At 73.9% G+C, this 23652-nt stretch carries 25 protein-coding genes; 13 read left to right on the forward strand and 12 right to left on the reverse strand.

Annotated features, from left to right (window positions below; all coding sequences use genetic code 11):
* Positions 1 to 3 precede the first annotated feature (3 nt).
* From AB0D99_RS02290 to AB0D99_RS02305, 4 genes are all read left to right on the forward strand, one after another.
* Positions 4 to 2850 carry an ATP-binding cassette domain-containing protein gene (locus AB0D99_RS02290; protein ID WP_362355889.1) on the forward strand — a complete coding sequence of 949 codons (2847 nt, stop codon included), beginning with the start codon at positions 4 to 6 and terminating at the stop codon, positions 2848 to 2850.
* Entirely contained in the window at positions 2847 to 3644 is a 798-nt protein-coding gene (locus AB0D99_RS02295; protein WP_362355891.1) for an ABC transporter ATP-binding protein, read from the forward strand. The genes AB0D99_RS02290 and AB0D99_RS02295 overlap by 4 nt, the downstream gene beginning before the upstream one ends.
* A 100-nt stretch (positions 3645 to 3744) precedes the next feature.
* Positions 3745 to 4539, forward strand: coding sequence for an aldo/keto reductase (locus AB0D99_RS02300; protein WP_362356055.1), 795 nt, complete (start codon positions 3745 to 3747; stop codon positions 4537 to 4539).
* A gap of 94 nt (positions 4540 to 4633) precedes the next feature.
* Positions 4634 to 5098: an RICIN domain-containing protein gene (locus tag AB0D99_RS02305; protein WP_362355893.1), complete on the forward strand. Its 465-nt coding sequence runs from the start codon at positions 4634 to 4636 to the stop codon at positions 5096 to 5098.
* 15 nt (positions 5099 to 5113) lie between these two features.
* Here AB0D99_RS02305 and AB0D99_RS02310 read toward each other — a convergent pair whose 3' ends face one another.
* Positions 5114 to 5977: a class I SAM-dependent methyltransferase gene (locus AB0D99_RS02310; protein WP_362355895.1), complete on the reverse strand. Its 864-nt coding sequence runs from the start codon at positions 5975 to 5977 to the stop codon at positions 5114 to 5116.
* Between the two features lie 61 nt (positions 5978 to 6038).
* Positions 6039 to 6971 carry an AraC family transcriptional regulator gene (locus AB0D99_RS02315; protein WP_362355897.1) on the reverse strand — a complete coding sequence of 311 codons (933 nt, stop codon included), beginning with the start codon at positions 6969 to 6971 and terminating at the stop codon, positions 6039 to 6041.
* 83 nt (positions 6972 to 7054) lie between these two features.
* Between AB0D99_RS02315 and AB0D99_RS02320 the strand changes: the two genes are divergently transcribed.
* Positions 7055 to 7888: an NmrA family NAD(P)-binding protein gene (locus AB0D99_RS02320; protein WP_362355899.1), complete on the forward strand. Its 834-nt coding sequence runs from the start codon at positions 7055 to 7057 to the stop codon at positions 7886 to 7888.
* On the opposite strand, the gene AB0D99_RS02325 is transcribed toward AB0D99_RS02320, so the two are convergent.
* Positions 7845 to 8837: a YafY family protein gene (locus AB0D99_RS02325; RefSeq protein WP_362355901.1), complete on the reverse strand. Its 993-nt coding sequence runs from the start codon at positions 8835 to 8837 to the stop codon at positions 7845 to 7847. The two genes, AB0D99_RS02320 and AB0D99_RS02325, sit on opposite strands and share 44 nt — an antisense overlap.
* Positions 8838 to 8876: 39 nt before the next feature.
* Here AB0D99_RS02325 and AB0D99_RS02330 point away from each other — a divergent pair, with 39 nt between their 5' ends.
* The gene (locus AB0D99_RS02330) at positions 8877 to 9359 is read left to right on the forward strand and encodes a hypothetical protein (RefSeq protein ID WP_362355903.1); all 483 of its coding nucleotides are present in this window, start codon (positions 8877 to 8879) and stop codon (positions 9357 to 9359) included.
* Here AB0D99_RS02330 and AB0D99_RS02335 read toward each other — a convergent pair.
* Positions 9346 to 10089 carry a class I SAM-dependent methyltransferase gene (locus AB0D99_RS02335; protein ID WP_362356057.1) on the reverse strand — a complete coding sequence of 248 codons (744 nt, stop codon included), beginning with the start codon at positions 10087 to 10089 and terminating at the stop codon, positions 9346 to 9348. The genes AB0D99_RS02330 and AB0D99_RS02335 overlap by 14 nt on opposite strands.
* A gap of 32 nt (positions 10090 to 10121) precedes the next feature.
* Positions 10122 to 10427 carry a 4a-hydroxytetrahydrobiopterin dehydratase gene (locus AB0D99_RS02340; RefSeq protein ID WP_362355905.1) on the reverse strand — a complete coding sequence of 102 codons (306 nt, stop codon included), beginning with the start codon at positions 10425 to 10427 and terminating at the stop codon, positions 10122 to 10124.
* 91 nt (positions 10428 to 10518) lie between these two features.
* On the opposite strand from AB0D99_RS02340, the gene AB0D99_RS02345 reads away from it, so the two are divergent.
* The gene (locus AB0D99_RS02345; RefSeq protein ID WP_362355907.1) at positions 10519 to 11328 is read left to right on the forward strand and encodes a helix-turn-helix transcriptional regulator; all 810 of its coding nucleotides are present in this window, start codon (positions 10519 to 10521) and stop codon (positions 11326 to 11328) included.
* Here AB0D99_RS02345 and AB0D99_RS02350 read toward each other — a convergent pair.
* Complete coding sequence (locus tag AB0D99_RS02350; RefSeq protein WP_362355909.1) at positions 11318 to 11734, reverse strand: hypothetical protein; 417 nt, start codon at positions 11732 to 11734, stop codon at positions 11318 to 11320. The genes AB0D99_RS02345 and AB0D99_RS02350 overlap by 11 nt on opposite strands.
* Positions 11735 to 12195: 461 nt before the next feature.
* Between AB0D99_RS02350 and AB0D99_RS02355 the strand changes: the two genes are divergently transcribed.
* From AB0D99_RS02355 to AB0D99_RS02370, 4 genes are all read left to right on the forward strand, one after another.
* Positions 12196 to 12570 carry a hypothetical protein gene (locus AB0D99_RS02355; protein ID WP_362355911.1) on the forward strand — a complete coding sequence of 125 codons (375 nt, stop codon included), beginning with the start codon at positions 12196 to 12198 and terminating at the stop codon, positions 12568 to 12570.
* Positions 12571 to 12761: 191 nt separating this feature from the next.
* Positions 12762 to 13136, forward strand: coding sequence for a metalloregulator ArsR/SmtB family transcription factor (locus tag AB0D99_RS02360; RefSeq protein WP_362355913.1), 375 nt, complete (start codon positions 12762 to 12764; stop codon positions 13134 to 13136).
* A gap of 160 nt (positions 13137 to 13296) precedes the next feature.
* A complete protein-coding gene (locus AB0D99_RS02365) occupies positions 13297 to 13839 on the forward strand; it encodes a hypothetical protein (RefSeq protein WP_362355915.1) in 543 nt (180 codons plus the stop codon).
* A gap of 249 nt (positions 13840 to 14088) precedes the next feature.
* On the forward strand, positions 14089 to 15294 hold the full coding sequence (locus AB0D99_RS02370; protein ID WP_362355917.1) for a low temperature requirement protein A: 1206 nt from the start codon (positions 14089 to 14091) through the stop codon (positions 15292 to 15294).
* Between the two features lie 233 nt (positions 15295 to 15527).
* Here AB0D99_RS02370 and AB0D99_RS02375 read toward each other — a convergent pair whose 3' ends face one another.
* The 5 genes from AB0D99_RS02375 to AB0D99_RS02395 form a co-directional block, all read right to left on the reverse strand.
* On the reverse strand, positions 15528 to 15668 hold the full coding sequence (locus tag AB0D99_RS02375; protein ID WP_362355919.1) for a hypothetical protein: 141 nt from the start codon (positions 15666 to 15668) through the stop codon (positions 15528 to 15530).
* A gap of 51 nt (positions 15669 to 15719) precedes the next feature.
* Positions 15720 to 16214: a hypothetical protein gene (locus AB0D99_RS02380; protein ID WP_362355921.1), complete on the reverse strand. Its 495-nt coding sequence runs from the start codon at positions 16212 to 16214 to the stop codon at positions 15720 to 15722.
* Between the two features lie 66 nt (positions 16215 to 16280).
* Complete coding sequence (locus AB0D99_RS02385) at positions 16281 to 17717, reverse strand: amino acid permease (RefSeq protein ID WP_362355923.1); 1437 nt, start codon at positions 17715 to 17717, stop codon at positions 16281 to 16283.
* A 66-nt stretch (positions 17718 to 17783) separates the two neighbouring features.
* Positions 17784 to 19937 (reverse strand): phage holin family protein, encoded by a 2154-nt coding sequence (locus AB0D99_RS02390; protein WP_362355925.1) that lies wholly within the window; start codon positions 19935 to 19937, stop codon positions 17784 to 17786.
* A 281-nt stretch (positions 19938 to 20218) separates the two neighbouring features.
* The gene (locus AB0D99_RS02395) at positions 20219 to 20623 is read right to left on the reverse strand and encodes a recombinase family protein (protein WP_362355927.1); all 405 of its coding nucleotides are present in this window, start codon (positions 20621 to 20623) and stop codon (positions 20219 to 20221) included.
* Positions 20624 to 20931: 308 nt separating this feature from the next.
* Here AB0D99_RS02395 and AB0D99_RS02400 point away from each other — a divergent pair, with 308 nt between their 5' ends.
* Positions 20932 to 21705, forward strand: coding sequence for an MBL fold metallo-hydrolase (locus tag AB0D99_RS02400; RefSeq protein WP_362355929.1), 774 nt, complete (start codon positions 20932 to 20934; stop codon positions 21703 to 21705).
* Positions 21706 to 21713: 8 nt separating this feature from the next.
* A complete protein-coding gene (locus tag AB0D99_RS02405) occupies positions 21714 to 22352 on the forward strand; it encodes a VTT domain-containing protein (protein WP_362356059.1) in 639 nt (212 codons plus the stop codon).
* Here the strand turns inward: AB0D99_RS02405 and AB0D99_RS02410 are convergent.
* Complete coding sequence (locus AB0D99_RS02410; RefSeq protein WP_362355931.1) at positions 22332 to 23582, reverse strand: MBL fold metallo-hydrolase; 1251 nt, start codon at positions 23580 to 23582, stop codon at positions 22332 to 22334. The genes AB0D99_RS02405 and AB0D99_RS02410 overlap by 21 nt on opposite strands.
* Positions 23583 to 23652: the final 70 nt, after the last annotated feature.

Here is a 23652-nt window from a genome sequence, read left to right on the forward strand (position 1 = left end):
GCCGTGGGTGACCTGCTGGGCTTCGTGCTGAGCGGTCTGGTCTCCGGCGCGCTGTACGCGCTGCTGGCGACCGGACTCGTGCTGTCGTACTCCGCGTCCGGACTCTTCAACTTCGCGCACGGCGCCACCGCCTACCTGTGCGCGCTGGCCTTCTACGAGCTCCACTCCGGCTTCGGCTGGCCCGCCGTGCCGACGGCGCTGCTGCTCGTGTGCGTCGTCGCGCCCGCGCTGGGCTGGGGCCTGGACCGGCTGATGTTCCGGAAGCTGGCCCGGGTGGGCGAGACGGCGCAGATCGTGGCCACGATCGGTCTGCTGGTCGCGCTGCCGGCCGCCGGTCTCTGGCTGGTCGAGCTGCTGGAGCGGGCCGGGGCCCCCGTCCAGCCCGCCGAGAACCAGTTCGGTCTGCCCGGCGTCGGGCCCAGCCCCGCGGTGTCCTGGCAGCCCGTCGACGGCGTCGGCGTCGACTCCGACCAGCTGATCACCTGGATCGCGACCGCGCTCGTCGCGGCCGGGCTCTGGGTGCTGATGCGGCACACCCGGCTCGGACTCCACCTGCGTGCCGCCGTCGACAACCGCTCGCTCACGGAGCTGCGGGGCATCAGCGCGGACCGGCTGTCCTCGATCGCGTGGATGCTGTCGTCGGGTCTCGCCGGCCTCGCCGGTGTCCTCGCGACCCCGCTCCTCGGGCTCTCGGCCCACGACTACACCCTGTTCCTCTTCGTCTCCGCGACCGCGGCGGTGCTCGGGCGGTTCGTGTCGGTGCCGCTGGCCTTCGCGGGCGGGCTCGGGCTCGGCGTGCTGCAGAACCTCGTCGCCGGGTACGCCTCCTTCGCCGAGGACATCACCGGCTTCCGTACGGCGGTACCGTTCCTGATCCTCTTCGGCGGCCTGGTCGTCCTGGCGCGCCGACGGCGCGCGGCGGGCACGGCGGCCGCCGATCCGCCGCCCGTCGACTATCTCGCCGGGAAGCGCTGGGGGCGCCGCTGGGGCGTGTGGGCGGTCGCCGGCGGGCTGCTCGCCCTGGCGTTCTACACGGTCACCACACCGTTCTGGAGCGGGATCCTGGCGCAGGGCCTCGCGATCGGGCTGGTCTTCATGTCGTTCACGGTGGTCACGGGCCTCGGGGCGATGGTGTCGCTCGCCCAGGCGACGTTCGTGACCGGCGCGGCGCTCGTGGCGGGGCTGCTGATGAGCCGCGGCTGGCCGTTCGTGGCCGCGGCGGTGGTCGGCACGGCCGCCGCGGCGCTGCTCGGCGCGGTCGTGGCGCTGCCCGCGCTGCGGCTCGGGGGCCGCTCGCTCGCGCTGGCCACGCTGGCGCTCGCGTTCCTGGCGGACCAGGTGCTGTTCCAGGTGGGGTGGCTGCGCAACGGGGACACGGGCTGGGAGATCCCCCGTCCCGTCCTCGGCCCGGTGGACCTGACCGACGACCGGGCGCTCGGCGTCGCGCTGGTGCTGCTGTGCGCGGCGGTCGTGTGGCTGCTGACCTGGCTGCGCGGCTCACGGTGGGGGCGGGCGGTCCTCGCGGTCCGTTCGGCGCCGGAGGCCGCGGCGGCCTCGGGGGTGTCGGTGGTACGGACGAAGCTGCTGGTCTTCACGGTGTCGGCGGCCCTCGCGGGCTTCGGCGGCGTGCTGTACGCCTCGTACAACACCCGGATCACGGCGACGGACTTCACGGCGATGACGGGCCTGGTGTGGCTGGCGGTGGTGGTCGCGGCGGGGGTGCGGCGGCCGCAGTTCGCGGTGGTGGCCGGGCTGGTCTTCGCGGTGGTCCCGCATCTGATGGCGACGTACGTGACGGAGTCCGCGCACCTGCCGGTGATCCTCTTCGGCTTGGCCGGCCTGGCCCTCGCCAACGATCCCGACGGCTACTGCGCGGCGCTGCCGTCGCGACGGGCGGCCCGGCGGAGCGCGGCGAGCGCGGGCGCGCGCCTGCCGGAGCACGGCGGCCCGTCGACGGACGTGGAGGCGGACGGTCCGCCCGCGCCGCGCGAAGGGCGGCCGGCCCCGGCCGGGGTCGCCGCGAGGACCTCCGGCGCACCGGTTCGCGCGGCTCGGACGTCCGGTGCCGAGGAGACGGCGGGGGCATCCGCCCGGGCCGCGGAGCCGTACGCCGCCGGTGCCCCGTCGGTGCCCCCCGCGGTGGCCGGTCCGCCGTCCGCTCTCGCGCTGCGCGGCGTCCACGCCGGGTACGGCGGCGCCGCCGTGCTGCACGGGGTGGACCTCACCGTGCGCGCCGGGCAGACGCTGGTCCTGCTCGGACCGAACGGGGCCGGGAAGTCCACCGTGTGCCGGCTGGCCGCGGGGCTCCTGCGGCCGACCGGAGGGCAGGTGCACGTGCACGGGGAGGACGCCGGCGGGGACACCGCCGTCGCGCGGGCCCGGCGTGGAGTGCGGCTCGCGCCCGAGGGGCGGGGGATCTTCGCCGGGCTCTCCATCGAGGAGAACCTCTCGCTCCAGCTCCCCGCGCTGGAGGACCGCGACGCGGTGTACGCGCGCTTCCCCGCGCTCGCCGCCCGCCGCTCCGTCGCGGCCGGCTCCCTGTCCGGCGGCGAGCAGCAGCTCCTCGCGCTCGCCCCGCTCCTCCAGCGCCCGCCCGCCGTCCTCGTCGCCGACGAGCCCTCCCTCGGACTCGCGCCCCGCCTCGTGGACGAGGTCTTCGGCCTCCTCACCGAGCTGCGGGCGAGCGGTACGGCGCTGCTCCTGGTCGAGGAGAAGGCCGCCGAGGTGCTCGGCATCGCCGACACCGTCGCGTACCTCGCGCAGGGAGGGATCGCCTGGTCCGGGCCTCGCTCCGAGGTGGACACCGACCGGCTCGCCGACGCCTATCTGGGAACGGGGGTCCGCCGATGACCGGGCAGACGCTCCACGCGGAGGGGATCGACGTGCGCTTCGGCGGCGTCCACGCCCTGCGCGGTGTGACGGTCTCCGTACGCCCCGGCGAGATCTGCGGCCTCATCGGCCCGAACGGTGCCGGCAAGACCACGCTCTTCGACGTCCTGTCCGGGATCCGGCGGCCGGACGGCGGATCGATCGCCTTCGCGGGAGAGGACATCACCCGCCGCTCCCCGGTGTGGCGGGCCCGGCACGGCATCCGCCGGACCTTCCAGCGCCAGCAGCTCTTCGGACAGCTGACGGTGACCGACAACCTGGTGGTGGCCCAGGACTGGCGGGCGGGCGGTGCGCGCCGCCACCGGGAGCGGGCCGCCGCCGTGCTCCGCGAGTGCGGGCTCGACGCGCTCGCGGAGTCGTACGCGGGCGCGCTGCCCGTCGGGCAGGCCCGCATGGTCGAGCTGGCCCGTGCGCTCGCCGACCCGCCGCGCCTGCTCCTCCTCGACGAGCCCGCCTCCGGCACGACCGCCGAGGAGCGCCGTCAACTCGCCGCCGTCGTCCGGCACATGGCGGAGGAGGAGGGCTGCGCGGTGCTGCTCGTCGAACACGACGTGGCCTTCGTGATGGAGCTGTGCGCCCGCGTCGTGGTCCTGGACCTCGGCCGGGTCCTCGCCGAGGGAACGGCGGCCGAGGTGCGCGCCGACCCCGCCGTGCGGGAGGCGTATCTCGGCGCGGCTCCGGGCAGGGTTCCCGGGCCCGTTTCCGGGGTACGTCCGCCCACGCCGCCGGGCTCCGCGGAATGCGACGGGGTCTGAGATGGTTGACCGTGGGAGTACCACCCGACGACGTTAGGATCGACCGCACGTGAGCACGGACAACAAGGTCCCTTCCCTCACCCTGAACAACGGCGTGGAGATGCCGCAGCTCGGATTCGGCGTCTGGCAGGTGCCGGACGACGAGGCGACGCGCGCGGTGACCACGGCGCTGGAGGCGGGCTACCGCTCCATCGACACCGCCGCGATCTACCAGAACGAGAAGGGCACGGGTCAGGCGATCGCCGCGTCCGGCATCGCCCGCGAGGAGCTGTTCGTCACCACGAAGCTCTGGAACAGCGAGCAGGGCCACGACTCGACCCTCCGGGCCTTCGACGCCTCGCTCGACAAGCTCGGCCTGGACTACGTCGACCTGTACCTGATCCACTGGCCGCTGCCGGCGAAGGACGCGTACGTCGACACGTACCGGGCGTTCGAGAAGATCCACGCCGACGGCCGGGCGAAGGCGATCGGTGTCTCCAACTTCCTTCCTGAGCACCTGGAGCGGCTGATCGGCGAGACCTCGATCGTCCCCGCCGTCAACCAGATCGAGCTGCACCCGCACCTCCAGCAGGCGGCCTCCCGCGAGGCCCACGCCACGCACGGCATCGCCACCGAGGCGTGGTCGCCGCTGGGTCAGGGCAAGGGCCTCCTGGAGGTCCCGGCGATCGTCGCGATCGCGCAGAAGCACGGCCGTACCCCCGCCCAGGTGGTGCTGCGCTGGCACCTGCAGGTGGGGAACGTGGTCATCCCGAAGTCGGTGACGCCGTCCCGTATCCGGGAGAACATCGACGTGTTCGGTTTCGAGCTGGACGCCGAGGACATGGCCGCGATCGCCGTCCTCGACGAGGACCGGCGTCTCGGTCCCGACCCGGCCGAGTTCCACGTCGGCGCCTGAGCGCGCGGAGGGCCGGCCCGGCATCGGGCCGGTCCTCTCCCCTGTCCCGGTGGCGCCCGCCCCGGTGGTCGGCCACGAACGAGGAGTACGGACAGTGAGCGGTACGCCCGCGCCGGTCGAAGAGGGCCTGTACCGGGTACGGAACGTGGCCAGCGGGCTGCTCCTGGAGGTGTACCAGGGCTCCACCCGCAGCGGCGCGAACGTGCAGCAGGGCAAGGAGAACGGTTCCCCCGGCCAGCACTGGCACATCACGGCCGTCCCGAACGGCAGCGGCCTCCACCACCTGGTCAACGTGGCCGGCGGCAAACGGCTGGACGTGGCGAACGCCTCGACGGAGAACGGCGCCAACGTCCAGCAGTGGAAGGCGAACAACTTCGGCGCGCAGGAGTGGATCATCGAGCAGGACCTGCAGTCGCCCGGGACGGTCGCGCTGGTGAGCTTCGTCAGCGGCCTGCTCCTGGAGGTCGAGGACGGGTCCATGGACGACGGCGCGAACGTCCGGCAGTGGGAGGACACCGACTCGCCGTCCCAGTGGTGGCGGCTGGAGCCGGTGTCCTGACCCTCAGGGCCCCGCTCAGCCCTTGCGGGCGGTGTGGACGGTCGAGGCGGACAGGTGGAAGAGGTCCGTGCGCCGGTGCAGGGAGAGCGGGTCCGCCGGGTCCAGCAGCCGGTCGAGGCTGGCCAGGTCGACGGCGTCGACCCCTTCGGAGAGCGGGTTCCGCAGGCGCGTGAAGTGGGCCACGATCACCTCGCGTACGGCCGCGGGCACGGGGGCCGGAACGTCCGTGAGGAACGAGCGGGTCCCGCTGGGCGTGAGACCGGCGGCCCCGAGCAGCGCCCGCCAGTCGTCCGGCTCGTCCTTGCTGTCCGGGAGTTCGGCCCGCATCTGGGCGAACCAGCCGGCGTGCGCCGCCTCGATCCTGGACTCCAGGCCGGACCGGCCGAAGCCGATGTTCGCCGGCAGATGACGGGCGTAGAGCCCGCCCTCGACGAGGGCGATCAGACCGCCGGGGCGCAGCAGACCGGCGAAGGAGGCGAGGGCGGCCCGCTGGTCCCCGAGGTGGTGGGCCGAGTTGCCGGCCCAGATGAGGTCGGCGTCGCCCAGGGAGGCGAAGTCCGCCGGGAGTTCGGCGCGCAGGGTGCTGACCCGGCCGGCCAGACCGCGGGCCTCGGCGCGCTCACGGGCGCGCTCCAGGAGCTCCGGGGTCACGTCCACGGCGACCACCTCGGCGGCCGGGAACGCCTCCGCGAGCAGGGTGGTCACGACGCCGGGGCCGCTGCCGACGTCGAGGATCCGGCGGACGCCGACGGCCGGGACGAGCTCGCCGAGCCAGGCGGCGGCCCGGGTGTAGAGGGGGCTGTGGAGTTCGGCCTGGCGCTCCAGGAGCGGCGCCATGGCGGCCCAGTCGAGGTGCGTGTGGTTGTGGTCGTGAGTCATGCTGCCAGCCTGCGCCCGGCGCCCCGGGAACGCGAGAAATGTTGCCGTTCCGGCAAAGGATTCATCCGCGCCTGCGGTACTCCTGCGGGCTGACGCCCCGGACCCGCTTGAAGGAGGCGCTGAGGGCGAACGCACTGCTGTAGCCGACCTGCCGGGCCACGGACTCGATGGTCGCGTCCGTCTCCCGCAGCAGGTCGGCGGCGCACGCGAGACGCCAGCCGGTCAGGTAGGCCATCGGCGGCTCCCCCACGAGTTCGGTGAACCGGCGGGCGAGCCCGGCCCGCGACGCTCCCGCCCCGGCCGCCAGCGAGGCGACGGTCCAGGGGTGGGCGGGATCGTTCTGGAGGAGCCGCAGGGCCGGGCCGACGACGGGGTCGGCCATGGCCCGGTACCAGGCCGGTGCCTGCGCTCCCGGCCGGGAGAACCAGGCCCTGACGGCGGCGATCAGGAGCAGGTCGAGGACCCGGTCGAGGACGACGCTCTGCCCGGGTTCGTCGCGGGAGATCTCCTCGTCGAGGAAGGGCATGAGGGGGCAGTTCCACACGTCGGCGGGCAGGTGCAGCAGGTCCGGCAGGGCGTCGAGCAGCCGCCGGCTGACCTCGCCGTCCATCTGGTAGGTGCCGACGAGCACGGTGGTGGAGCCGTCCAGGGCGTTGCCCCAGCTCCGTACACCGAGGTGCATGGCTTCGGCGAGCGGCTCGCCGCTGAGCGTGGTGCAGACGCCGCCGGGGCCGATCACCGCGCGAGGCGGCGCGTCCGGGGCGTCGGCGACGACGTACGGCTCGGGACCGCGGGCGATGGCGATGTCGCCGGGCCGCAGCAGGACGGGTGCGCTCCGCGCGGGCACGATCCACGCCTCGCCCTCGGTGACGCACATCAGGCAGAGCGGCGCGCGGTCGTCGATCCGGACCGACCACGGCGGCTCCATGACCATGCGGAGCAGGAAGGCCCCCTTGGCCCTGGGGCCGTCGAGAAGTCCGGCGAGAGCGTCCATGGGGCGCAAGCGTAGACGGACGCGTATGGGAGTGAGTCCGTGGAGCATGGGAAACGGGCCGCGCGGCCGCGAGTCTTGAGGGCATGACGACGAACACGAACGACACGCAGACGGTTCTGGTGACGAGCGCGACGGGCAAGACGGGACGGCGGGTGGCGGGGCTCCTCGCGGATCGCGGGGTGACCGTGCGGGCGGGCTCCCGCTCCGGTACGACCCGCTTCGACTGGGAGGACGTGAGCACCTGGGCCCCGGCGTTGCGGGGCGCGGACGCCGCGTATGTGAACTACTACCCCGACCTCGCCGCGCCGGGCGCGGTGGAGGCGATGCGCGTCCTCGGTGAACTGGCCGTGGCGAACGGGGTGCGGAGGCTGACGCTGCTGTCCGGGCGGGGTGAGCCGGAGGCGGTCCAGGCGGAGGAGGCGCTGCGGGCCTCGGGGGCGGAACTGACCGTCGTTCGGGCCTCGTTCTTCGCGCAGAACTTCACCGAGGGGGCGCTGGCGGAGGGCGTCGCCGAGGGCGTCGTCGCCTTCCCGGCGGGCGACACGGCGGAGCCGTTCATCCACGCCGACGACCTGGCGGAGGTGATCGTCGAGACCCTGGCCGGCGACGGACACGCGGGGCTGGTCCACGAGGTGACCGGTCCGCGGCTGCTGACCTTCGCGGAGGTCGCGGCGGAGGTCTCCCGCGCCTCGGGCCGTGAGGTCACGTACGTCCCGATGAGCGAGGGTGAATACGCCTCCCTGCTCCAGCGGTTCGGGTTGCCCGAGCCGGACGCGCGGTGGCTCTCGGCGCTCTTCTCGATGCTCCTCGACGGCCACAACGCGTCGGTGACGGACGGGGTCAAGCGGGTCCTGGGCCGCGAGCCGCGCGACTTCACGGCCTTCGCGACGGAGGCGTGGCGGGGGACGGCGGCGTAGCCCCGTAGCGGGCCGCCATGCGGGCGACGGTCTCGGCGATCCGGGCGCGGAGTCCGGCGGGCTCGATGACCTCGATCTCCGCGCCCAGGGCGAGGAAGGTGTCGTGGGCGTGGGTGAGGGACTCGATGGGAAGGGTGGCGCGGGTCCAGCCGTCGGGCTCCGGGGAGCCGTTCGCGGCCAGGGCCCGGGCGGCTTCGCCCGTGAGGCGTCTCGCACCGTCCGGCGAGAGCCGGACGACGGCGTCACCGCCGTGCAGCCGGACGCGGAAGGCTGCCTGGTGGTCGGCCCAGTAGGCCGTCAGCGAGAAGCCCTCCGGGATCGCGGACTCCTCCTCCGTCACGTCGAGTTCGAGGATCTGGTCCACCCGATAGGTACGCGGCCCGGGCCCGGCGACCAGGTACCAGCGGCCGGCCTTGAGGACGAGTCCGTACGGCTCGAGGCGCCGGTCGACGTCGGTGGGTTCCCTCCACCGGCGGTAGCGGACGGCGAGGACCCGCCCCGCCCGTACGGCCTCGGCGACCTGGGGCAGGAAGGGCGCGTCGGTGTCCTCGGCGTACCAGCCCGGCGCGTCGATGTGGAAGCGGGACCGCAACCGGTCGACATGGTCGCGCAGCGGCGCCGGCAGGGAGGCGCGCAGCTTGAGCTGCGCGTCCACGAAGGCGCCGCCCAGGCCGAGTTCGGCCGCCGCCCCGGGAATCCCGGCGAGGAAGAGCGCCTCGGCCTCGCCCGTGTACAGGTCGGTGAGCCGCGAGCGGTGGCCGGCGAGCAGCTGGTAGCCGCCGGCGTGGCCCGCGTCGCCGTACAGCGGCACACCCGCCGCGTGCAGGGACTCGACGTCGCGGTAGATCGTGCGGACGGAGACCTCCAGCTCCTCGGCGAGCTGGGCGGCGGTCATCCGGCCCCGGGTCTGGAGCAGCAGGAGGACCGAGATGAGCCGGCTGGACTTCACTGACACAAGGTGTCAGTGAAGCCCTCCTACAGTCCAGCCATGACTTCCCCGCAGACCACTCGGCCCGTCACGACGTCCGGCTTCTCCTTCCTCCACGGCGCCTGGCACGTCCGCAACCGCCGTCTCGCCGACTTCCTCGATCCCGACAGCGGCTGGGAGGAGTTCGAAGGCCACACCACGGGCCTGCTGTTCCGGGACGGCCGGGCCCACGTCGACGAGATCGTCTTCCCTTCGAAGGGGTTCAGCGGGCTGACGCTGCGGCTCTACGAGCCGGAGACGGACGAGTGGACCCTGAACTGGTCCGACAGCCGCATGGGGCGCCTGGATCCACCGGTCAGGGGCCGGTGGTCCGGAGACGGCACGGGTGAGTTCCACGGCGTGGACGTCTACGCGGGCAGGAACGTACGGGTGCGCTTCCGCTGGTCGGACGTCTCGGCCTCCACCGCCCGCTGGGAGCAGGCGTTCGCCCTCGACGGCGGGCCGTGGGTGACGAACTGGGTGATGGAGTTCAGCCGCGCCTGACGGGGCGCCGGTAGGACACCAGCCGGTACGCGGGGTCGTCACGGGGGCGGTCCTGGTCCGGCAGCGCGCCGAGTCGGCCGACGAGCTCGGCCGTCGTCTCCGGGGAGCCGGCGAACCACGAGGCGAAGTAGCCGCGGCGCAGCTTCTCCACGGTGCCGCGCGGGGTGTTGCCCTGGCCGTGTCCGGTGAAGCGGGTGGCGTCGGCCGGTTCGAGGCCGTGCGCGGCCGCGTGGCCCGCGATCAGGTCTGCCCGGTCGGAGCTCTCGCCGTACGAACGGTGGGGGGAGAGGACGGCGTCGATGTCGCTGCCGACGTCGTGGGCGGCGTCCTTGTCGACGGTGGATATCAGGACGCCGCCGGGCCGCAGCACCCGGGCGGCCTCGGCGACGACGGCGTCCGCGAACGGGATCAGGTGCAGCAGCCAGACGGCGCTGACGGCGTCGACGGAGGCGTCGGGAAGCGGCAGCCGCCGGGCGTCGGCCAGGACGACCCCGCCCGGTACGCGCCGTGCGGCCCGGCGGGCCATGCCGGGCGCGGCGTCCGCGCCGTACACGCGCAGGCCCGGCCTGGTCAGCCGCTCGGTGACGAGCCCCGTGCCGCAGGCGAGGTCGAGCAGGGTGCGGGCGCCGGGCGGGACCAGACGCAGGACGGCGTCCGCTGCGGCCCGCGCGCGCGGCACGCCGCCGCGCGTCTCGTCGTAGCGGTCCGCCTCGGCGTCGTAGTCCAGCAAGGTCTCCCCCATGGGGCAGAGCCTACGAGGTGTCAGTTCGCCCCGTGTCCGGGGGCGATGGTCTCGACCCGGGTGGCCAGTTCGAAGTCCTTCTCGGTGACGGCAGGTCCGGCCGAATGGGTGTTCACGGACACGGCGACGGTGTTGTAGCCGAGTGTCAGATCGGAGTGGTGGTCGAGCTCCTGCTGGATCTGCGCCACGTGGACGACCATCGCGGTGGCCGCGAAGTGGTCGCCGAGACGGTAGGTGCGGGTGATCCGGTCCTCCGTCAGGGACCAGCCGGGGAGCTCCCGCAGACGGTCCTCGATCTCCTTCTGCGACAGCGGCTCTGTGGGCATGTCCGTACTCCCTCCGGTCGGGGTTGCTGACGGCGACGATACGGTCCCGGGGTCTCGATACCCGGGCCGACACCTGGGATACCGTCGGACCATGACAACAGTCGTGAGCGACCGGGGAGTGGGGCCGCTGCTGCGCGGCTGGCGCGAGCAGCGGCGGCTGAGCCAGTTGGAGCTGGCGCTCCGGGCCGACTCGTCGGCCCGGCACATCTCCTTCGTCGAGACGGGCCGCGCCCGGCCGAGCGAGGAGATGGTCCTGCGCCTCGCCGAGCACCTGGACGTGCCGGTGCGGGAGCGGAACGTGCTGCTGCTCGCCGCCGGGTACGCCCCGCGGTACCAGGAGTCGACGCTCGACGACCCGCGGCTGGAGACCCTGCGGGAGGGCATCGACCAGCTCCTGCGCGGATACGACCCGTATCCGGCGCTCGTCGTGGACGGCGCGTACACCGTGGTGGCGGCGAACGAGAGCATCGGCGTGCTGCTGTCGGACGTGGCGGAGCATCTGCTCGTGCCGCCGCTGAACGCGATGCGGATCACGCTGCATCCGGAGGGTCTCGCGCCGCGGATCAGGAACCTGCGGGAGTGGCGCGGGCATCTGCTGGCCCAGATGGAGCGGCAGATCGCGCTGTCCCGCTCGGAGCAGCTGCGCGGGCTGTACGAGGAGGTGGCGGCCTATCCGCTGCCGGAGGGCACCGCGGACCCCGACGACCGCGAGGACCCGCAGCCGTACCCGTACTTCGCGCTGCCGCTGCGGATCGAACACGACGGGCGGGTGCTGTCGTTCGTGTCGTCGATCTCGACGTTCAACACCCCGATGGACGTGACGGTCGCCGAGCTGGCCATCGAGACCCTGCTCCCGGCCGACCCGGAGACCGTCGCGTATCTGCGGTCGCTCAAGGGGTAGCGGCGCGCAGGGCCGACCACTGGAGCCCGGCGAACCCGGCGACGACGGCGGCCTGCATCGGGATCCACACCAGCCCTGCGGTGGAGGGTTCCAGCCAGGCCACGAGGGCGACGACGCTGAGCACGGTCCAGAGGGCGTTGATGTCGATCACGAGCCTGACGCCGGGGGCGGGCGGCTGGGGGCGGCTCGCCAGCCAGGCGACGCCGGCCGCGTACAGGGTCAGGATCAGGCCGAGTTCGAGCAGCAGTCCGGAGTCGACGCCGAGCAGCTCGCCCAGCGGCCCGGACGCGGCGAGGTAGGCGAGGCCGTTGCCGCCGGTGACGACGGCGTCGAGGGCGAGGAACCGGCGCACCATCGACTGCGGCTCGGAGGTGCGGGAGAGGCCGGCGAGCAGGGCCTGGGACATGACGGATCACCCTCCATGGGCTGTGTCTACGAGGTGCTGGTGACCGGGACTCGGCCGGAGTGCGCCGCCCGGGTCCCGGTGACCACCACGATGCCGCCACGTCCCGACGGGGTCGATTACGCGGGAGGTAATGCGGGGGCGGCTCGTGGCCTGATCCGGCCGCCGGGGTGGGCCCGTTCCCCTCGCCGGTCCTGGCGTTGACGAGCGGGACGCGGCGGATCGGGTCGGGGCGGATCGGGGTCGGCCCGCCGTTGAGTTCGCCGCAGCACCGGACCCGGCCGTCCGGGCGCGGGCCGCCCCGTCATGGATGGCGGGGCGCATAGTAGGGCACGGGGATCGATTTCTGCCATATTCCCGGTGTTCCCCTACCTCCCGGCAGCGTGTGGGTAGCGTCTGCGGTCGTCACTCGGCCGGCGCGCAATCCCGGCCGACGTCGTTCGGAACAGAGGGAGTGGGTACGGATGTTGACGGTGGAGACGTCTCTGAAGGAGGCGATGACCTCGATCGAGGGGAGCGTGGCGGTCGCGCTGGTCGACTACACGAGCGGCATGGCGCTGGGCACACTGGGCGGGAGCAAGGATCTCGATCTGACGGTCGCCGCGGCGGGGAACACCGATGTGATCCGGGCGAAGGTCCGCACGATGGAGATGCTGGGCCTCAAGGACGACATCGAGGATGTGCTGATCACCCTCGGCACGCAGTACCACCTCCTGCGGCTGATCAAGGGCCGTGGAGGCAACGGCCTGTTCCTCTACCTCGTTCTCGACAAGGGCCGGGCGAACCTCGCCATGGCCAGGCACCAGCTCAAGCGCATCGAGGCGGAGCTGGAGGTCTAGCCGTTCTCTCTGCTTCCCGGCCCCGTGCGCCCATGAGTTGAAAGATTCTTCAACTCGGCATATCCGAATGTGATCAGGCCAGGGCAGGCTGGGCCGGGAAACGAGAGACTGGCTGGAGCTGCGTACCGAGGAGCCGGCAGGTCCAGCTGCCGGCCCTGGATGGTCGAACCGCGGGTTGGGAGTGTTGTCGCATGCAGGTGCCGCTATATCAGGCCAAGGCGGAGTTCTTCCGCATGCTCGGGCATCCCGTCCGCATCCGTGTGCTGGAGCTGCTCCAGCACGGCCCGGTACCGGTACGCGATCTCCTGAACGAGATCGAGATCGAGCCGTCGAACCTCTCCCAGCAGCTCGCGGTACTGAGGCGATCCGGCATCGTGATCTCCATTCGCGACGGCGCCACCGTCAGCTACGCCCTCGCCGGCGGCGACGTGGCGGAACTCCTGCGCGCCGCCCGACGCATCCTCACCGAACTCCTGGCCGGACAGAACGAACTCCTCGCCGAGCTCCGGCACACCGACAGCGCGGCACAGGCGGGGTCCTCGGCCTCCCCCGCGCCGGGACGATGACGGCGCCCGGCGCGAGCGGGGCGGCATCGTGTCGGCCACGTCGACCGGCGCGGCCGGCCGAGGCGGTCCCGCGGTAGGCCGGCGAAATCCCGTCGACGGCGGGGCACCGCCGCGCCGATCATGTCGCGACGACGCCAGGACGAACCGAGGGACGGACACCGTGGACCAGGACATCGACAGCCGGTGGGAGGGGCTTCCGTCCGGCATCCGCGCCCAGGCCGACGGCTACGTCCTGCAGGACGCCCACATGCGGGCGGTGCGGCTCGTGTGGGAGGCGGGCCGCGCCCAGGGTGTCGACCTGTACGCCGCCCAGCAGATCGTCCATCGGCGCTACGAGCGCCTCGGCGACCGCGTGGCCCGCACGCCCGACTCCCCCCTCGACCTGGACTCGCTCGCCGCCCTCGCCCGCGGTGTCCGGGCCCGCGTGGTGGCGATCGAGGCCGTCTGGGACGGGGACACCGTCCACGACTGGTTCGTGACCCTGCTGGCCGTGACGGACGACCCCGCCGGCGAGACATGCCTGGCCACGATCTACCGGGCCACTGCCGTACGCGCCCTGGACCACGCCGACACGGGACCGCTCCACCCCTCGGCGGTGGCCGCCACCCGCGCGGGAACCGACCTCGCCGCCCACCTCGGCGTGCCGTTCCACTTCGCCTCCCCCGACACCCCGGACGACGAGGCACCCCGCTGGCGCCCCTGACCGCTGGCGCCCCTGCGCTGGCGGGGCTCGCGGTTCGGGGCTCTCGACGGGCCGCGCGCGTGGCCGTCGGTGGCCGGCCGGCTCCCCCCGACCGTCAGGGCGGTCCTCGCGGGCCCACCCGCCGCGGATGGTCTCCGGGGGCACGGCACCGCTCGTACGGGATCCCGGAGATCGCTTCCCCGGCGCCGGGGCCTGGGTATTGTTCGCGCCGTGGCGGCGGGGGTCGCATCGGGAAGGCGGGGAGCTCACATGGTTCGGCGCAGGGAACGGGCGCGGATGGTCGCGGCCGGGGACGACCACCGGGTGACGCCCGCGGAACTCTTCTTCGACCTCGTGTTCGTGTACGCGATCACCCAGGTCACCGCGTTGATGGCGGCCGATCCGTCGGCGATGCGGGTGGTCGGGGCGATGGTCGTGCTCGCGCTGCTGTGGTGGTGCTGGTGCTGCTTCGCCTGGCTGGGCAACGTCGTACGGGCCGACTCCGGGGCGCTGTTCGCGGTGCTCGTCGTCGTGATGGCCGTCGTCTTCATCGTGTCGCTCGTGGTTCCCGAGGTGTTCGCGGACGCACCCGGCGGGCTCTCGGCCCCGCTCCTCTTCGTGCTCTGTTACGGAGCCGTGCGCCTGCTCCACCTGGTCTCGTACTGGATCTCCAGCCCCGGCGACGCCGCCCTGCGGGCCACCCTGCGCCGCACGGCGCTGCTGTCCGTCGCCCCGCCGCTGGTGCTGCTGCTGATCGGCTCCGCCTACACGGGCACGGTCCAACTCCTGCTGTGGCTCGGCGCGGTGGTCATCGACTACGGCGGGATCTACGTCACGGGCGCCTCCGGCTGGCGGATCAACTCCCCCGGGCACTTCGCCGAGCGGCACGGGCTGATCGTCATCATCGCTCTCGGCGAGTCGATCGTGGCGATGGGCGTGGGAGTCGGCGCCTTCCCGATCACCGTCGCGGTCCTGGGCGCCGCCGCCGCCGGGCTGCTGCTCTCGGCCGCGCTGTGGGCGCTGTACTTCCGGCGGCTCGCGGAGGGGGCGGAGCACCGGCTGGAGGCGCTGGAGGGCGACGAGCGGACCCGGTTCGCCCGGGACGTGTACACCTTCCTGCACCTTCCGCTCGTCGCGGGCGTGGTGCTGTGCGCGCTCGGGATGAAGAAGGTCCTCCAGCAGGTCGCGGACACCGGCCACTACGGTCTCTCCGAGCCGCTGCACGGGGTCGTGGCCTGGTCGCTGACGGGCGGTGTCGGAGTCTTCCTGCTCGGCGGCGCCGCGATCGTGCTGCGCACCTCCGGGCGCCGGCCGACGGTGCTCGCGGTCGGCGGGGTGTGCGCGCTGGCGTCCGGTGCGCTCGTCGGCCTGGTCCCGGCCCTGGTGGCGCTGGTGGTCCTCGCCGTCGGTCTGACCACGCTGGTCACCCTGCACGGCAGGGGCGCCGCGGGGAAGGGCGTCCAGCAGGCCGGCTGAGGGCCGCGCTCGGCCTCCCGGCTCGGGAGGGCCGAGGCGGCTCTCCCGGGCTCGGGAGGGCCGGGGGTGGGTGTCGGCCGGCGGACCGGTCGGGGTGCCCCGGCCGGGGGTGCCCCGGCCGGGGGTCGTGTGCCGGTCAGGGTGGTGGCCGGTCGGCCGCGTTCATCGGGTGATCCGCGTCCACCGCACACCCCACCGCACACCCCACCGCGACTCCGCCCGCCGGCGCGGCACTAGCGGGCGGGACGCTCCTCGCGGGCGCGTTCCGGTTCGCGTGCCGGGGCGCGTTCCGGCTCGGCGGACGCGCCGCGGGCGTCGCGGGCGGCCTCCGCGCGCAGCAGGGCGCGGAGTACGGCGAAGGGGTCGACGGGCATGACAGAGCTCCTTGCGGTGGGGGGTGAGGGACTGCGAGAGGAACGGGCCTCTCAGCAGCGCATCACCACGCACCGCCGCGCGCCGTCGCGTGGGCCGGGCACGGGGAGGAGGGCGGGTGCGAGGGGGAGGTCGGCCGCCGCCGCTCCGCGCCGGCGACCGCCGTCGCGGGGCGCGGCCCCGTGGCGCGAGCGACTCCGGGAGGCGGGGGCGGCGGTCTCGGCCTCGCCCGCTTCGAGCGTCTCCGTGCCGGGGTCGGCCGCGCCGGAGGCGGCGGGCAGCGACTCGGCCGCTCCGGACCCTCCGACCCCGCCGTACGCACCGAGGAGGGAGGCCAGCACGAGCAGCACCGTGACCACGAGCCGCCCGACGGCCGATGCCCGGGAGCGCCTTCGTCGGCCGCCCGGGGCCGAGGCCGGCACCTCCGGGCGGGTCCAGTCCGCTCCCGCCGACGCGTCCCCGCCGGGTGCGTCGGCGTCCGGCGCTTCGCGTGGCGGGGACCCCGCCGGGGCGGCGGGGTCCGGGTGCGGCGCGGGAGCGGGGCTCACGGAGATGCGTTCTGCCCCGCGTGCGGCCCGACGTGCCGTGGTGGGCGGCGATTCCGCCCGGGCGGCCTACGCCGGAGCGCCCGAATTCACGCGCTCGGACGTGCCGTCGGCCGTCCGCGACGGCTCCGGCACGGAGACGGCGCCCGGCACCGGGCCGGTCCCCCGCCGTGCCGTGCGGGCCGACATCCACGCGTACACGAGCACGCCCGCGAAGAGGAACAGCACGCCCTGGTACACGGCCGCGTATCCGGAGCCCGCCACGAGCCACATGGAGAACCCGAAGGCGGCCGCGGCGAGGACCCCGTCGCGGATCAGCCGGGCGCGGTCGACGCGCTCGGAACGGCCGGAGAGCAGGAAGTAGATCTGGGCGGCGGTGGACAGCAGGTAGGGGACGGTCGCGGTGAAGGTGGTGACGAGGACCAGGATCTCGAAGACGCCCTCGGTGCCGACCGTGTAGTTGTAGACCGTCAGGAGCGAGGCCAGCACGACGGTGACGAGGACGCCGACGGTCGGGACGCCGCGCCGCTTCCGGGCGAAGACCTGCGGGAAGAGCCCGTCGCGCGCCGCGGCGTAGGGGGTCTGGGCGCTCAGCAGGGTCCAGCCGTTGAGCGCGCCGACCATGGAGACGAGGGCCATGCAGGCGATGACGGTGCCGCCCCACGAGCCGCCGAACATGGCGTTCACGGCGTCCGAGAACGGCGCGGAGGATGCGACGAGCCGGTCGTGGGCGACGGTGCCGAAGACGGCGAGCGTGCCGAGGAGGTAGATCGCGGCGGCGCCCAGGGTCCCGAGGACGGTGGCACGGCCGACGTTGCGCCGCGGGTCGCGGACCTCCCCGGCGCTGACGGCGGCCGACTCGACGCCCAGGTAGCTGAAGAGCAGGATCGCGGCGGAGGCCGAGACCGCGCCGAGCGCGCCGCCCTCACCGGCCTGGAACGGTCCGAGGTTGGCGCTGTCGAAGAAGAAGAGTCCGCCGACGGCGACCAGGAGGAGCGGGACGAACTTGAGGACGGTCGCGATCAGCTGCACGGCCCCGACGTACCGGGTGCCGGCGAGGTTGGCGAGCGCCGGCAGCCACTGGAGCGTGAGCGCGGCGGCGATGGTGGCGAGCTTCGACTCGTGGACGGGGATCAGCACGTCGAGGTAGCCGACCGCGGCCACGGCGAGGGCCGCGTTGGAGACCCAGGCGGTGATCCAGTACGACCAGGCCGCGAGGAATCCGGCGAAGTCGCCGAAGGCCGCCCGGGCGTAGACGTACGGGCCGCCGGTCTGCGGATGGCGGTGGGCGAGCCGGCCGAAGACGAGGGCGAGGGCGATCGCGCCGAGGGTGAGGACGCCGAAGGCGACCAGACTGATGGTCCCGAAGGGGGCGACGGAGGCGGGGAGCAGGAAGATCCCGCCGCCGATGATGTTGCCCATGACCAGCGCGGTGGCGATCGGCAGTCCGAATCGCCGGGCGTGCTTGGTCTCTTCTGCGGGCTGTTCGGATACGGCCGTGCTCATGGGGGGTGGTGCGCCTCTCGTCGTGCAAACCCGACCATGGTCCGGTAGGCGAGACGCCCCACCAAATCAGTCGTTTTTGTCCGGCCCGGCAGCACCCTTGACCGGAAGAAACGCTTCCGCATCGCTGGTGGGCAGCGAAATCTCCAGCGGCACCTGCGGCCCCACGCACTCCCGCAGCCAGCGGCGCAGCACCCGGTGGACCTGCTCCGCCCCCACGAGTTCGGCGCCGGCCTCGACCGGCGCCGAGAACTCCACGGGAGAGAGCAGGAAGGGATGCGACTGCTCCCCGCCGAGGCCACCGTGCGAGCCGATCTGCTCCTCGAAGGCGTGCACGGTGCCGGTCGCCGGGTCGTACATCGAGTTGACCATGATGTCGGCGACGTGCGGGAACCCGTCCGTGCGCCGCACCGTGTCCGCCGCGCCCCGCCCGAAGACCGCGAGCGGTCCGTCGTCGGCGAGCTCGGCGACCGGCACCTCCGCGCCGTCCCTGCCGAGCACGACCGAGCCGTGCTCGGCGCTCGCGACCAGCAGGAAGCCGATGCCCGGATGGTTGGCGAGGGTGTGCAGGAGCGCGGGGTGGCGGCGCTCGATCTCCTCACGGGTCATCCGGTGCGGCACCCCGGGGAAGGAGATCAGCCCCAGGTTGCCGGAGGCGAGCACGACGGGCCCCGCCTTGTCGGGGACGACTCCCCCGTCCTCGTCCACCGGGCGGTGCAGCGCGCTGCGCAGCGCGTCGCGAGCCGCGTCCCTCGCCTCCGAGCCGCTGCGGGTCCGCCCGACCCGGCGCGGTACGGGAAGCCCGCAGCCGGCGCGTACGAGATCCCGCAGGGTGAGCCCGTACGCGCCCTCGAAGGTCTCGCCGGGGCTCTGGCCGTGGTCGGAGAGGAGCACGATCCGGTACGGGCGGGGGGCGTGCTCGGCGACCTTGGCGATCAGCGCGAGGGAGCGGTCGAGCCGGGCCAGGACCCGGTCGGTGTCGTGGCCGTGCGGGCCGGAGTGGTGGGCGACCTCGTCGTAGGCGACGAGGTCGGCGTAGACGGCGGTCCGGCCGGCCAGCAGGTCCCCGATCACCGCGGCGACGACGACGTCGCGCTCCACGACGGTGGCGAAGGCCCGGATGAAGGGGTAGGCGCCCCCGCGCGAGACCCTCGGCGTCTCCTTGCGCAGCCGTGCGCGGATCGACTGGAACACCTCACGGGCGGCCTCGGCGACGAACGAGACCGCCGTACGGACCGCGTTGGCGGGGTCGGAGAAGTAGGTGAAGTAGCCGGCGCGCGAGCGGTTGCGCCGACCGCGCCGAGCGGCCATCGACAGCACGAGGGCGAGTTGGTCGGCACCGCCGCTGAAGAGGTTGCCGCGGGAGGCGCCGTCGACGGTCAGCAGTCCGCCGTCGCCGGTGCGTTCGATGGCCCGCCGCTGGAGTTCGACGGCGCTCGCGGGCCGGTTGGAGACCATCAGCCGGCCGGTGTCCTTCTCGTACCAGCGGAAGGCCGGCACGTCCTCGTTGGAGCCGTGCAGGATGCCGAGCTGGCTGGCGCCGGTCTGGCTGGACCAGTCGGTGCGCCAGGGGGTGAGCCTGTGCGAGCTGTCGAGCCAGTCGGCGACGGTGGGCATCAGGCCGTCGGCCACGGCGTCGCGGAGCACGCGGTGGCCGACGCCGTCGAGTTGCAGGAAGAGGGTGCCGGGGACGGGTTCGGATCCTCCCCCCGCGCCCGGGGCCGTGCCCCCGGCCACGGCCCGGGGACGCCTGCGGTCGGCGAGCCGGTAGAGACGGCGGCGGTAGGCGTCGTCGTCGCGGACCGCGAGCGCGGTGGAGGTGGCCGAGGCGACGGCCGACATCACGGCGGCGACCACGACGGCGGTCTCCGGGTCGGCGGCGCCCCGGCCGTCGGGGATGAGCCAGAGCGCGATCAGCAGCAGGGAGCCGTTGAGGAAGAAGACCAACAGGCCGAGGACCAAGGCCGGTACGAGCAGCAGAGCCCGCACGACCACGGGCCACACCAGCGCGCCGAGCAGACCGAACGCACCGGCGCCCCAGACGGCGGTGAGGGCGGTACGGGTGATGCTGTCGCCGTCGGCGGACTGGAGTTGGAAGTCGGGCAGCAGGCCGGCCAGGGCCAGCATGGTCAGCGTCGACACCGCCCAGACCACGGCCACCCGCACCAGCGCGCTCCCCGTCGCCCGCCAGCGGCCGGCGGTGCGCCATCGCCCGTCACCCACGCCTGGTTCACCTTTCACCCGTTTCCTGCCTCAAGCGTGGCACATCGCCCGGGGGCGTGGTCAGGGCGGGAAAGGGGTGCGCGCGACGCCGGGGCCGACCGCCGTCGCGGGCGCCGTTTCGGCCCCCGTCTCGGCCGCCTACTCGGCCGCGCGGGCGGCCGGCGAGGCGGCAAGGTGCAGGCGCGCAGGGAGGAGGCGCTCAGGGAGCAGGCGCGCAGGCAGGAGGCGCTCAGGGAGCAGGTGGCAAGGAGCGGGCGGCACGGAGCAGGTTGCGCGCCGGGCTAACAACCGTCGTAGCCGGCGGTGGGCATGGAGTGGCGGCGATGCACTCCGGCCTTGGCCGCGGCGTCGTACACCGGCTCGTCCAAGCCCGCGGTCTCCAGGCGTACGCCGCGTCGCTCGCACTCCGCGAAGAACGCGGGCACGTCGGTCAACGCCCGTGCGAGCACCCGTTCGTTGGGGGCGACGAAGAGGTCCACCTGCCCGGCGTCCACATCGGCCCAGAGCGCCGCGTGGTCGGGCCGGATCCCGTAGCAGAGCAGTTGTCTCGCCACCACGTAGCCCTTGTGCGCCGCCCAGCGGGCGCACATCTCGTGCTGGCTGCGGGTGTCGACCAGGAAGGGGTCGCTGTCGAGTTCCTCGAGCGGGGTGAGGCTGGCGATCGCCGCCACCCGAACGTCGTCCATGGACCGACCCTACTCCGAACCGGCTCGGGCGAGGAGGCTCCCTTCCCCCACTCGTCCGGCCTCACGGCGGCGAGGAGTAGCCACAGGTGTGACAGATCTGCCAGCCGTCCTGGGTCACGGCCAGTACGCCCCCGCAGCGCGGGCACTGCGTCGAATGGCAGGTCGTCCCCATCGTGCTCACCCGTGCTCCCATCGCCTTGCTCCACGATGGCTACCCCCTCGATCCGCCTCGGACGCCCCGCGTCGCCCGCCCGGGACATCTACCCTCGGTAGGAGCGCATCGACTCGGGCGGAAGGGCGGCGTACCGGTGGAGGTCACCTGGTGGGGTCATGCCACCTGCACGGTCGAGGACTCCGGGGTCCGGTTCCTCACCGACCCGCTCTTCGTGCGCCGGCTCGCGCACCTGCGCCGCCGCCGCGGCGCGCTGCCGCCCCCGGAGGCCGCGTCCGCCGAGGCGGTCCTCGTCTCGCATCTGCACGCCGACCATCTGCATCTTCCCTCGCTGGCCCGGCTCGCGCCGGGGACGCGGCTGATCGTGCCGCACGGCGCGCCGGGCGCCGTGGCGGGGCTGCGGAGGCTGGACGGCCGGGGTCTGCGGCTGACGGAGCTGGAGCCGGGCGACACGGTCACGGTGCGGGGCGTGACCGTACGGGCCGTGCCGGCGCGGCACGACGGGCGGCGGCTTCCGGTGGGACCGCACCGCTCCCCCGCGCTCGGGTACGTCGTCGAGGGCGAGGCGCGGACGTACTTCGCCGGCGACACCGGCCTCTTCGACGGGATGGCCGAGGCGGTCGGCCCGGTGGACGTGGCGCTGCTGCCGGTGGGCGGCTGGGGTCCGTACCTGGGGCACGGCCATCTGGACGCGCGGCGGGCCGCGCAGGCGCTCGCGGCGCTCTCCCCCGCGGCGGCGGTGCCGGTGCACTACGGCACGTACTGGCCGATCGGGATGGACGCGGTCCGGCCGCACGAGTTCCATGCCCCGGGCGACGAGTTCGTCCGGCACGCCGCGCGGCTCGCGCCGAAGGTGGCGGTCCATCTGCTCGGCCACGGCGAGCGGGTGCGGCCCGAGGTCGCGCGGTGATCGATCTGATGGGGGCGGTACGGGACCTGCCGCCCGAGTCGACGCAGCAGGCGGTCGGCTACCCCACGCTGTTCGCGCTGGTGGCGCTCGGTGCGCTGGTGCCGGTGGTGCCGACGGGGGCCATCGTCAGCTCCGCGGCCGTCGTCGCCTTCCACCAGACGTCCCCGCTGTCGCTGCTCTTCGTGTTCCTGGTGTCGGCCTCCGCCGCGCTGCTGGGCGACGTGACGCTGTACTGGCTGGGGCAGCGCGGCGTGAGGTCGCGGAACGGCTCGCGCTGGCTGGAGGTGCTGCGCGGCCGGGCCGCTCCCGACCGGCTGGCGCAGGCGCAGGCGAAGCTGGAGACCCACCAGGTGTCGGTCCTCGTGCTGTCGCGGCTGGTACCGGCCGGACGGATTCCGGTGATGCTCGCGTGTCTGCTGGCGCGGATGCCGCTGCGCCGGTTCCTGCGCGGGGACGTTCCGGCCTGTCTGGCATGGGCGGCGACGTATCAGCTGATCGGGATCCTGGGCGGCTCGCTCTTCCCCGAGCCCTGGCAGGGCGTGCTGGCGGCGGTGGCCCTGACGGTGCTGATCAGCGGGGCTCCCGCGCTGTGGCGGCGGATGCGGGGGTCCGGGCGGGACAGCAGGTCAGGGCAGAAGCACGCGTGAGGCGCCGACGGGGAGGTCCCAGAGGTCGTCACGGCGCAGTCCGGCCCGCTCCCAGGCGGCCCTGACCCGGGTGAGCGGTTCGAGGACCGGCTCGGAGGAGAGGACGAAGGTCGCCCAGTGCATCGGCGCCATCCGCCGTGCCCCGAGGTCCTGGAAGGCGCGGACGGCCTCCTCGGGGTCGGTGTGGACGTCGCTGAGCCACCAGCGGGGGGCGTAGGCGCCGATGGGGAGCAGCGCGAGGTCGATCCCCGGGTGGCGCCGCCCGATCTCGGCGAACCAGTGGCCGTAGCCCGTGTCGCCGGCGAAGTAGACCCGGCGGTCGCGGGGGTCGGTGAGGACCCAGCCGCCCCACAGCGAGCGGCAGGTGTCGAGGAGCGTCCGCTTGGACCAGTGGTGGGAGGGCACGAACTCGAAGCGCACACCCTGGAGTTCGGCCGCCTCCCACCAGTCGAGTTCGGTGACCCGGTGGAATCTGCGGCGGGTGAACCAGCGGCCGAGTCCCGCGGGGACGAAGACCGGGGTGTCCCGCGGCAGCCGTCTGAGGGTGGGGGCGTCGAGGTGGTCGAAGTGGTTGTGGCTGATGACGACGGCGTCCACCGGCGGCAGGTCCTCCCAGCGCACCCCGACGGGCGTGATCCGGGCCGGGGTGCCGAGGATCCTGCGGGACCAGACAGGGTCGGTGAGGACGGTCAGGCCACCGACCCGCAGGATCCAGCTGGCGTGGCCCGCCCAGGTGACGGCCAGCGTGTCGGGCCCCGCGGCGGGCAGTGGGCCCGGGGCGAAGGGCAGCAGCGGGATGTCGCGCAGGCCCTCGGGGCCGGGGCGTACGGCACCTTCGCGGGCGAGCCGCGCCATCGCCCGGACGCCGGGGAGCGGCGCGGTGAGCCGATCGGCGAAGGAACGCGGCCAGTCCGCCCTGACCCGGCCGAGGGGCTGAAGCAGGGCCGCGGGGGCCCCACCCGCCGATCTCGCCGCCGCACCGGCCCCCACGGCACCCGGTACGGGGGCGGTACGGCCGTCGGGGGCGGTACGGCCGTCGGGGGCGGTACGGCCGTCGGGGGCGGTACGGCCGTCCGACGCGGTACGGCCGTCGGGGGCGGTGTCGGTGTCGGGCACGGTACGGCCGTCGGGGGCGGTGTCGGCGTCGAGGGCGGTACGGCCGTCCGGGGCGGTGTCGGCGTCGGGCGCGTTCAGGGGGGCCTCGGTCGACCGTGCCGTCTGTTCCGTCATCTGCGAGCTCCGTTCTGCGCGGTTCGTCGAGGACGTCTTACGAGCCTGCGGGGCTCCGAAGTGCGCCGGA

Origin of the sequence: Streptomyces sp. NPDC047971 (assembly GCF_040653355.1) — a bacterium.
In the GTDB taxonomy this organism is placed as follows: Bacteria; Actinomycetota; Actinomycetes; order Streptomycetales; family Streptomycetaceae; genus Streptomyces.

Coding starts and splice junctions, on each gene's coding strand:
- AB0D99_RS02295 (WP_362355891.1), top strand. CDS start 2,847: ATGACCGGGCAGACGCTCCACGCGGAGGGGATCGACGTGCGCTTCGGC.
- AB0D99_RS02300 (WP_362356055.1), top strand. CDS start 3,745: ATGCCGCAGCTCGGATTCGGCGTCTGGCAGGTGCCGGACGACGAGGCG.
- AB0D99_RS02310 (WP_362355895.1), bottom strand. CDS start 5,977: ATGACTCACGACCACAACCACACGCACCTCGACTGGGCCGCCATGGCG.
- AB0D99_RS02315 (WP_362355897.1), bottom strand. CDS start 6,971: ATGGACGCTCTCGCCGGACTTCTCGACGGCCCCAGGGCCAAGGGGGCC.
- AB0D99_RS02320 (WP_362355899.1), top strand. CDS start 7,055: ATGACGACGAACACGAACGACACGCAGACGGTTCTGGTGACGAGCGCG.
- AB0D99_RS02330 (WP_362355903.1), top strand. CDS start 8,877: ATGACTTCCCCGCAGACCACTCGGCCCGTCACGACGTCCGGCTTCTCC.
- AB0D99_RS02340 (WP_362355905.1), bottom strand. CDS start 10,427: ATGCCCACAGAGCCGCTGTCGCAGAAGGAGATCGAGGACCGTCTGCGG.
- AB0D99_RS02345 (WP_362355907.1), top strand. CDS start 10,519: ATGACAACAGTCGTGAGCGACCGGGGAGTGGGGCCGCTGCTGCGCGGC.
- AB0D99_RS02350 (WP_362355909.1), bottom strand. CDS start 11,734: ATGTCCCAGGCCCTGCTCGCCGGCCTCTCCCGCACCTCCGAGCCGCAG.
- AB0D99_RS02355 (WP_362355911.1), top strand. CDS start 12,196: ATGTTGACGGTGGAGACGTCTCTGAAGGAGGCGATGACCTCGATCGAG.
- AB0D99_RS02360 (WP_362355913.1), top strand. CDS start 12,762: ATGCAGGTGCCGCTATATCAGGCCAAGGCGGAGTTCTTCCGCATGCTC.
- AB0D99_RS02370 (WP_362355917.1), top strand. CDS start 14,089: ATGGTTCGGCGCAGGGAACGGGCGCGGATGGTCGCGGCCGGGGACGAC.
- AB0D99_RS02375 (WP_362355919.1), bottom strand. CDS start 15,668: ATGCCCGTCGACCCCTTCGCCGTACTCCGCGCCCTGCTGCGCGCGGAG.
- AB0D99_RS02385 (WP_362355923.1), bottom strand. CDS start 17,717: ATGAGCACGGCCGTATCCGAACAGCCCGCAGAAGAGACCAAGCACGCC.
- AB0D99_RS02395 (WP_362355927.1), bottom strand. CDS start 20,623: ATGGACGACGTTCGGGTGGCGGCGATCGCCAGCCTCACCCCGCTCGAG.
- AB0D99_RS02405 (WP_362356059.1), top strand. CDS start 21,714: ATGGGGGCGGTACGGGACCTGCCGCCCGAGTCGACGCAGCAGGCGGTC.
- AB0D99_RS02410 (WP_362355931.1), bottom strand. CDS start 23,582: ATGACGGAACAGACGGCACGGTCGACCGAGGCCCCCCTGAACGCGCCC.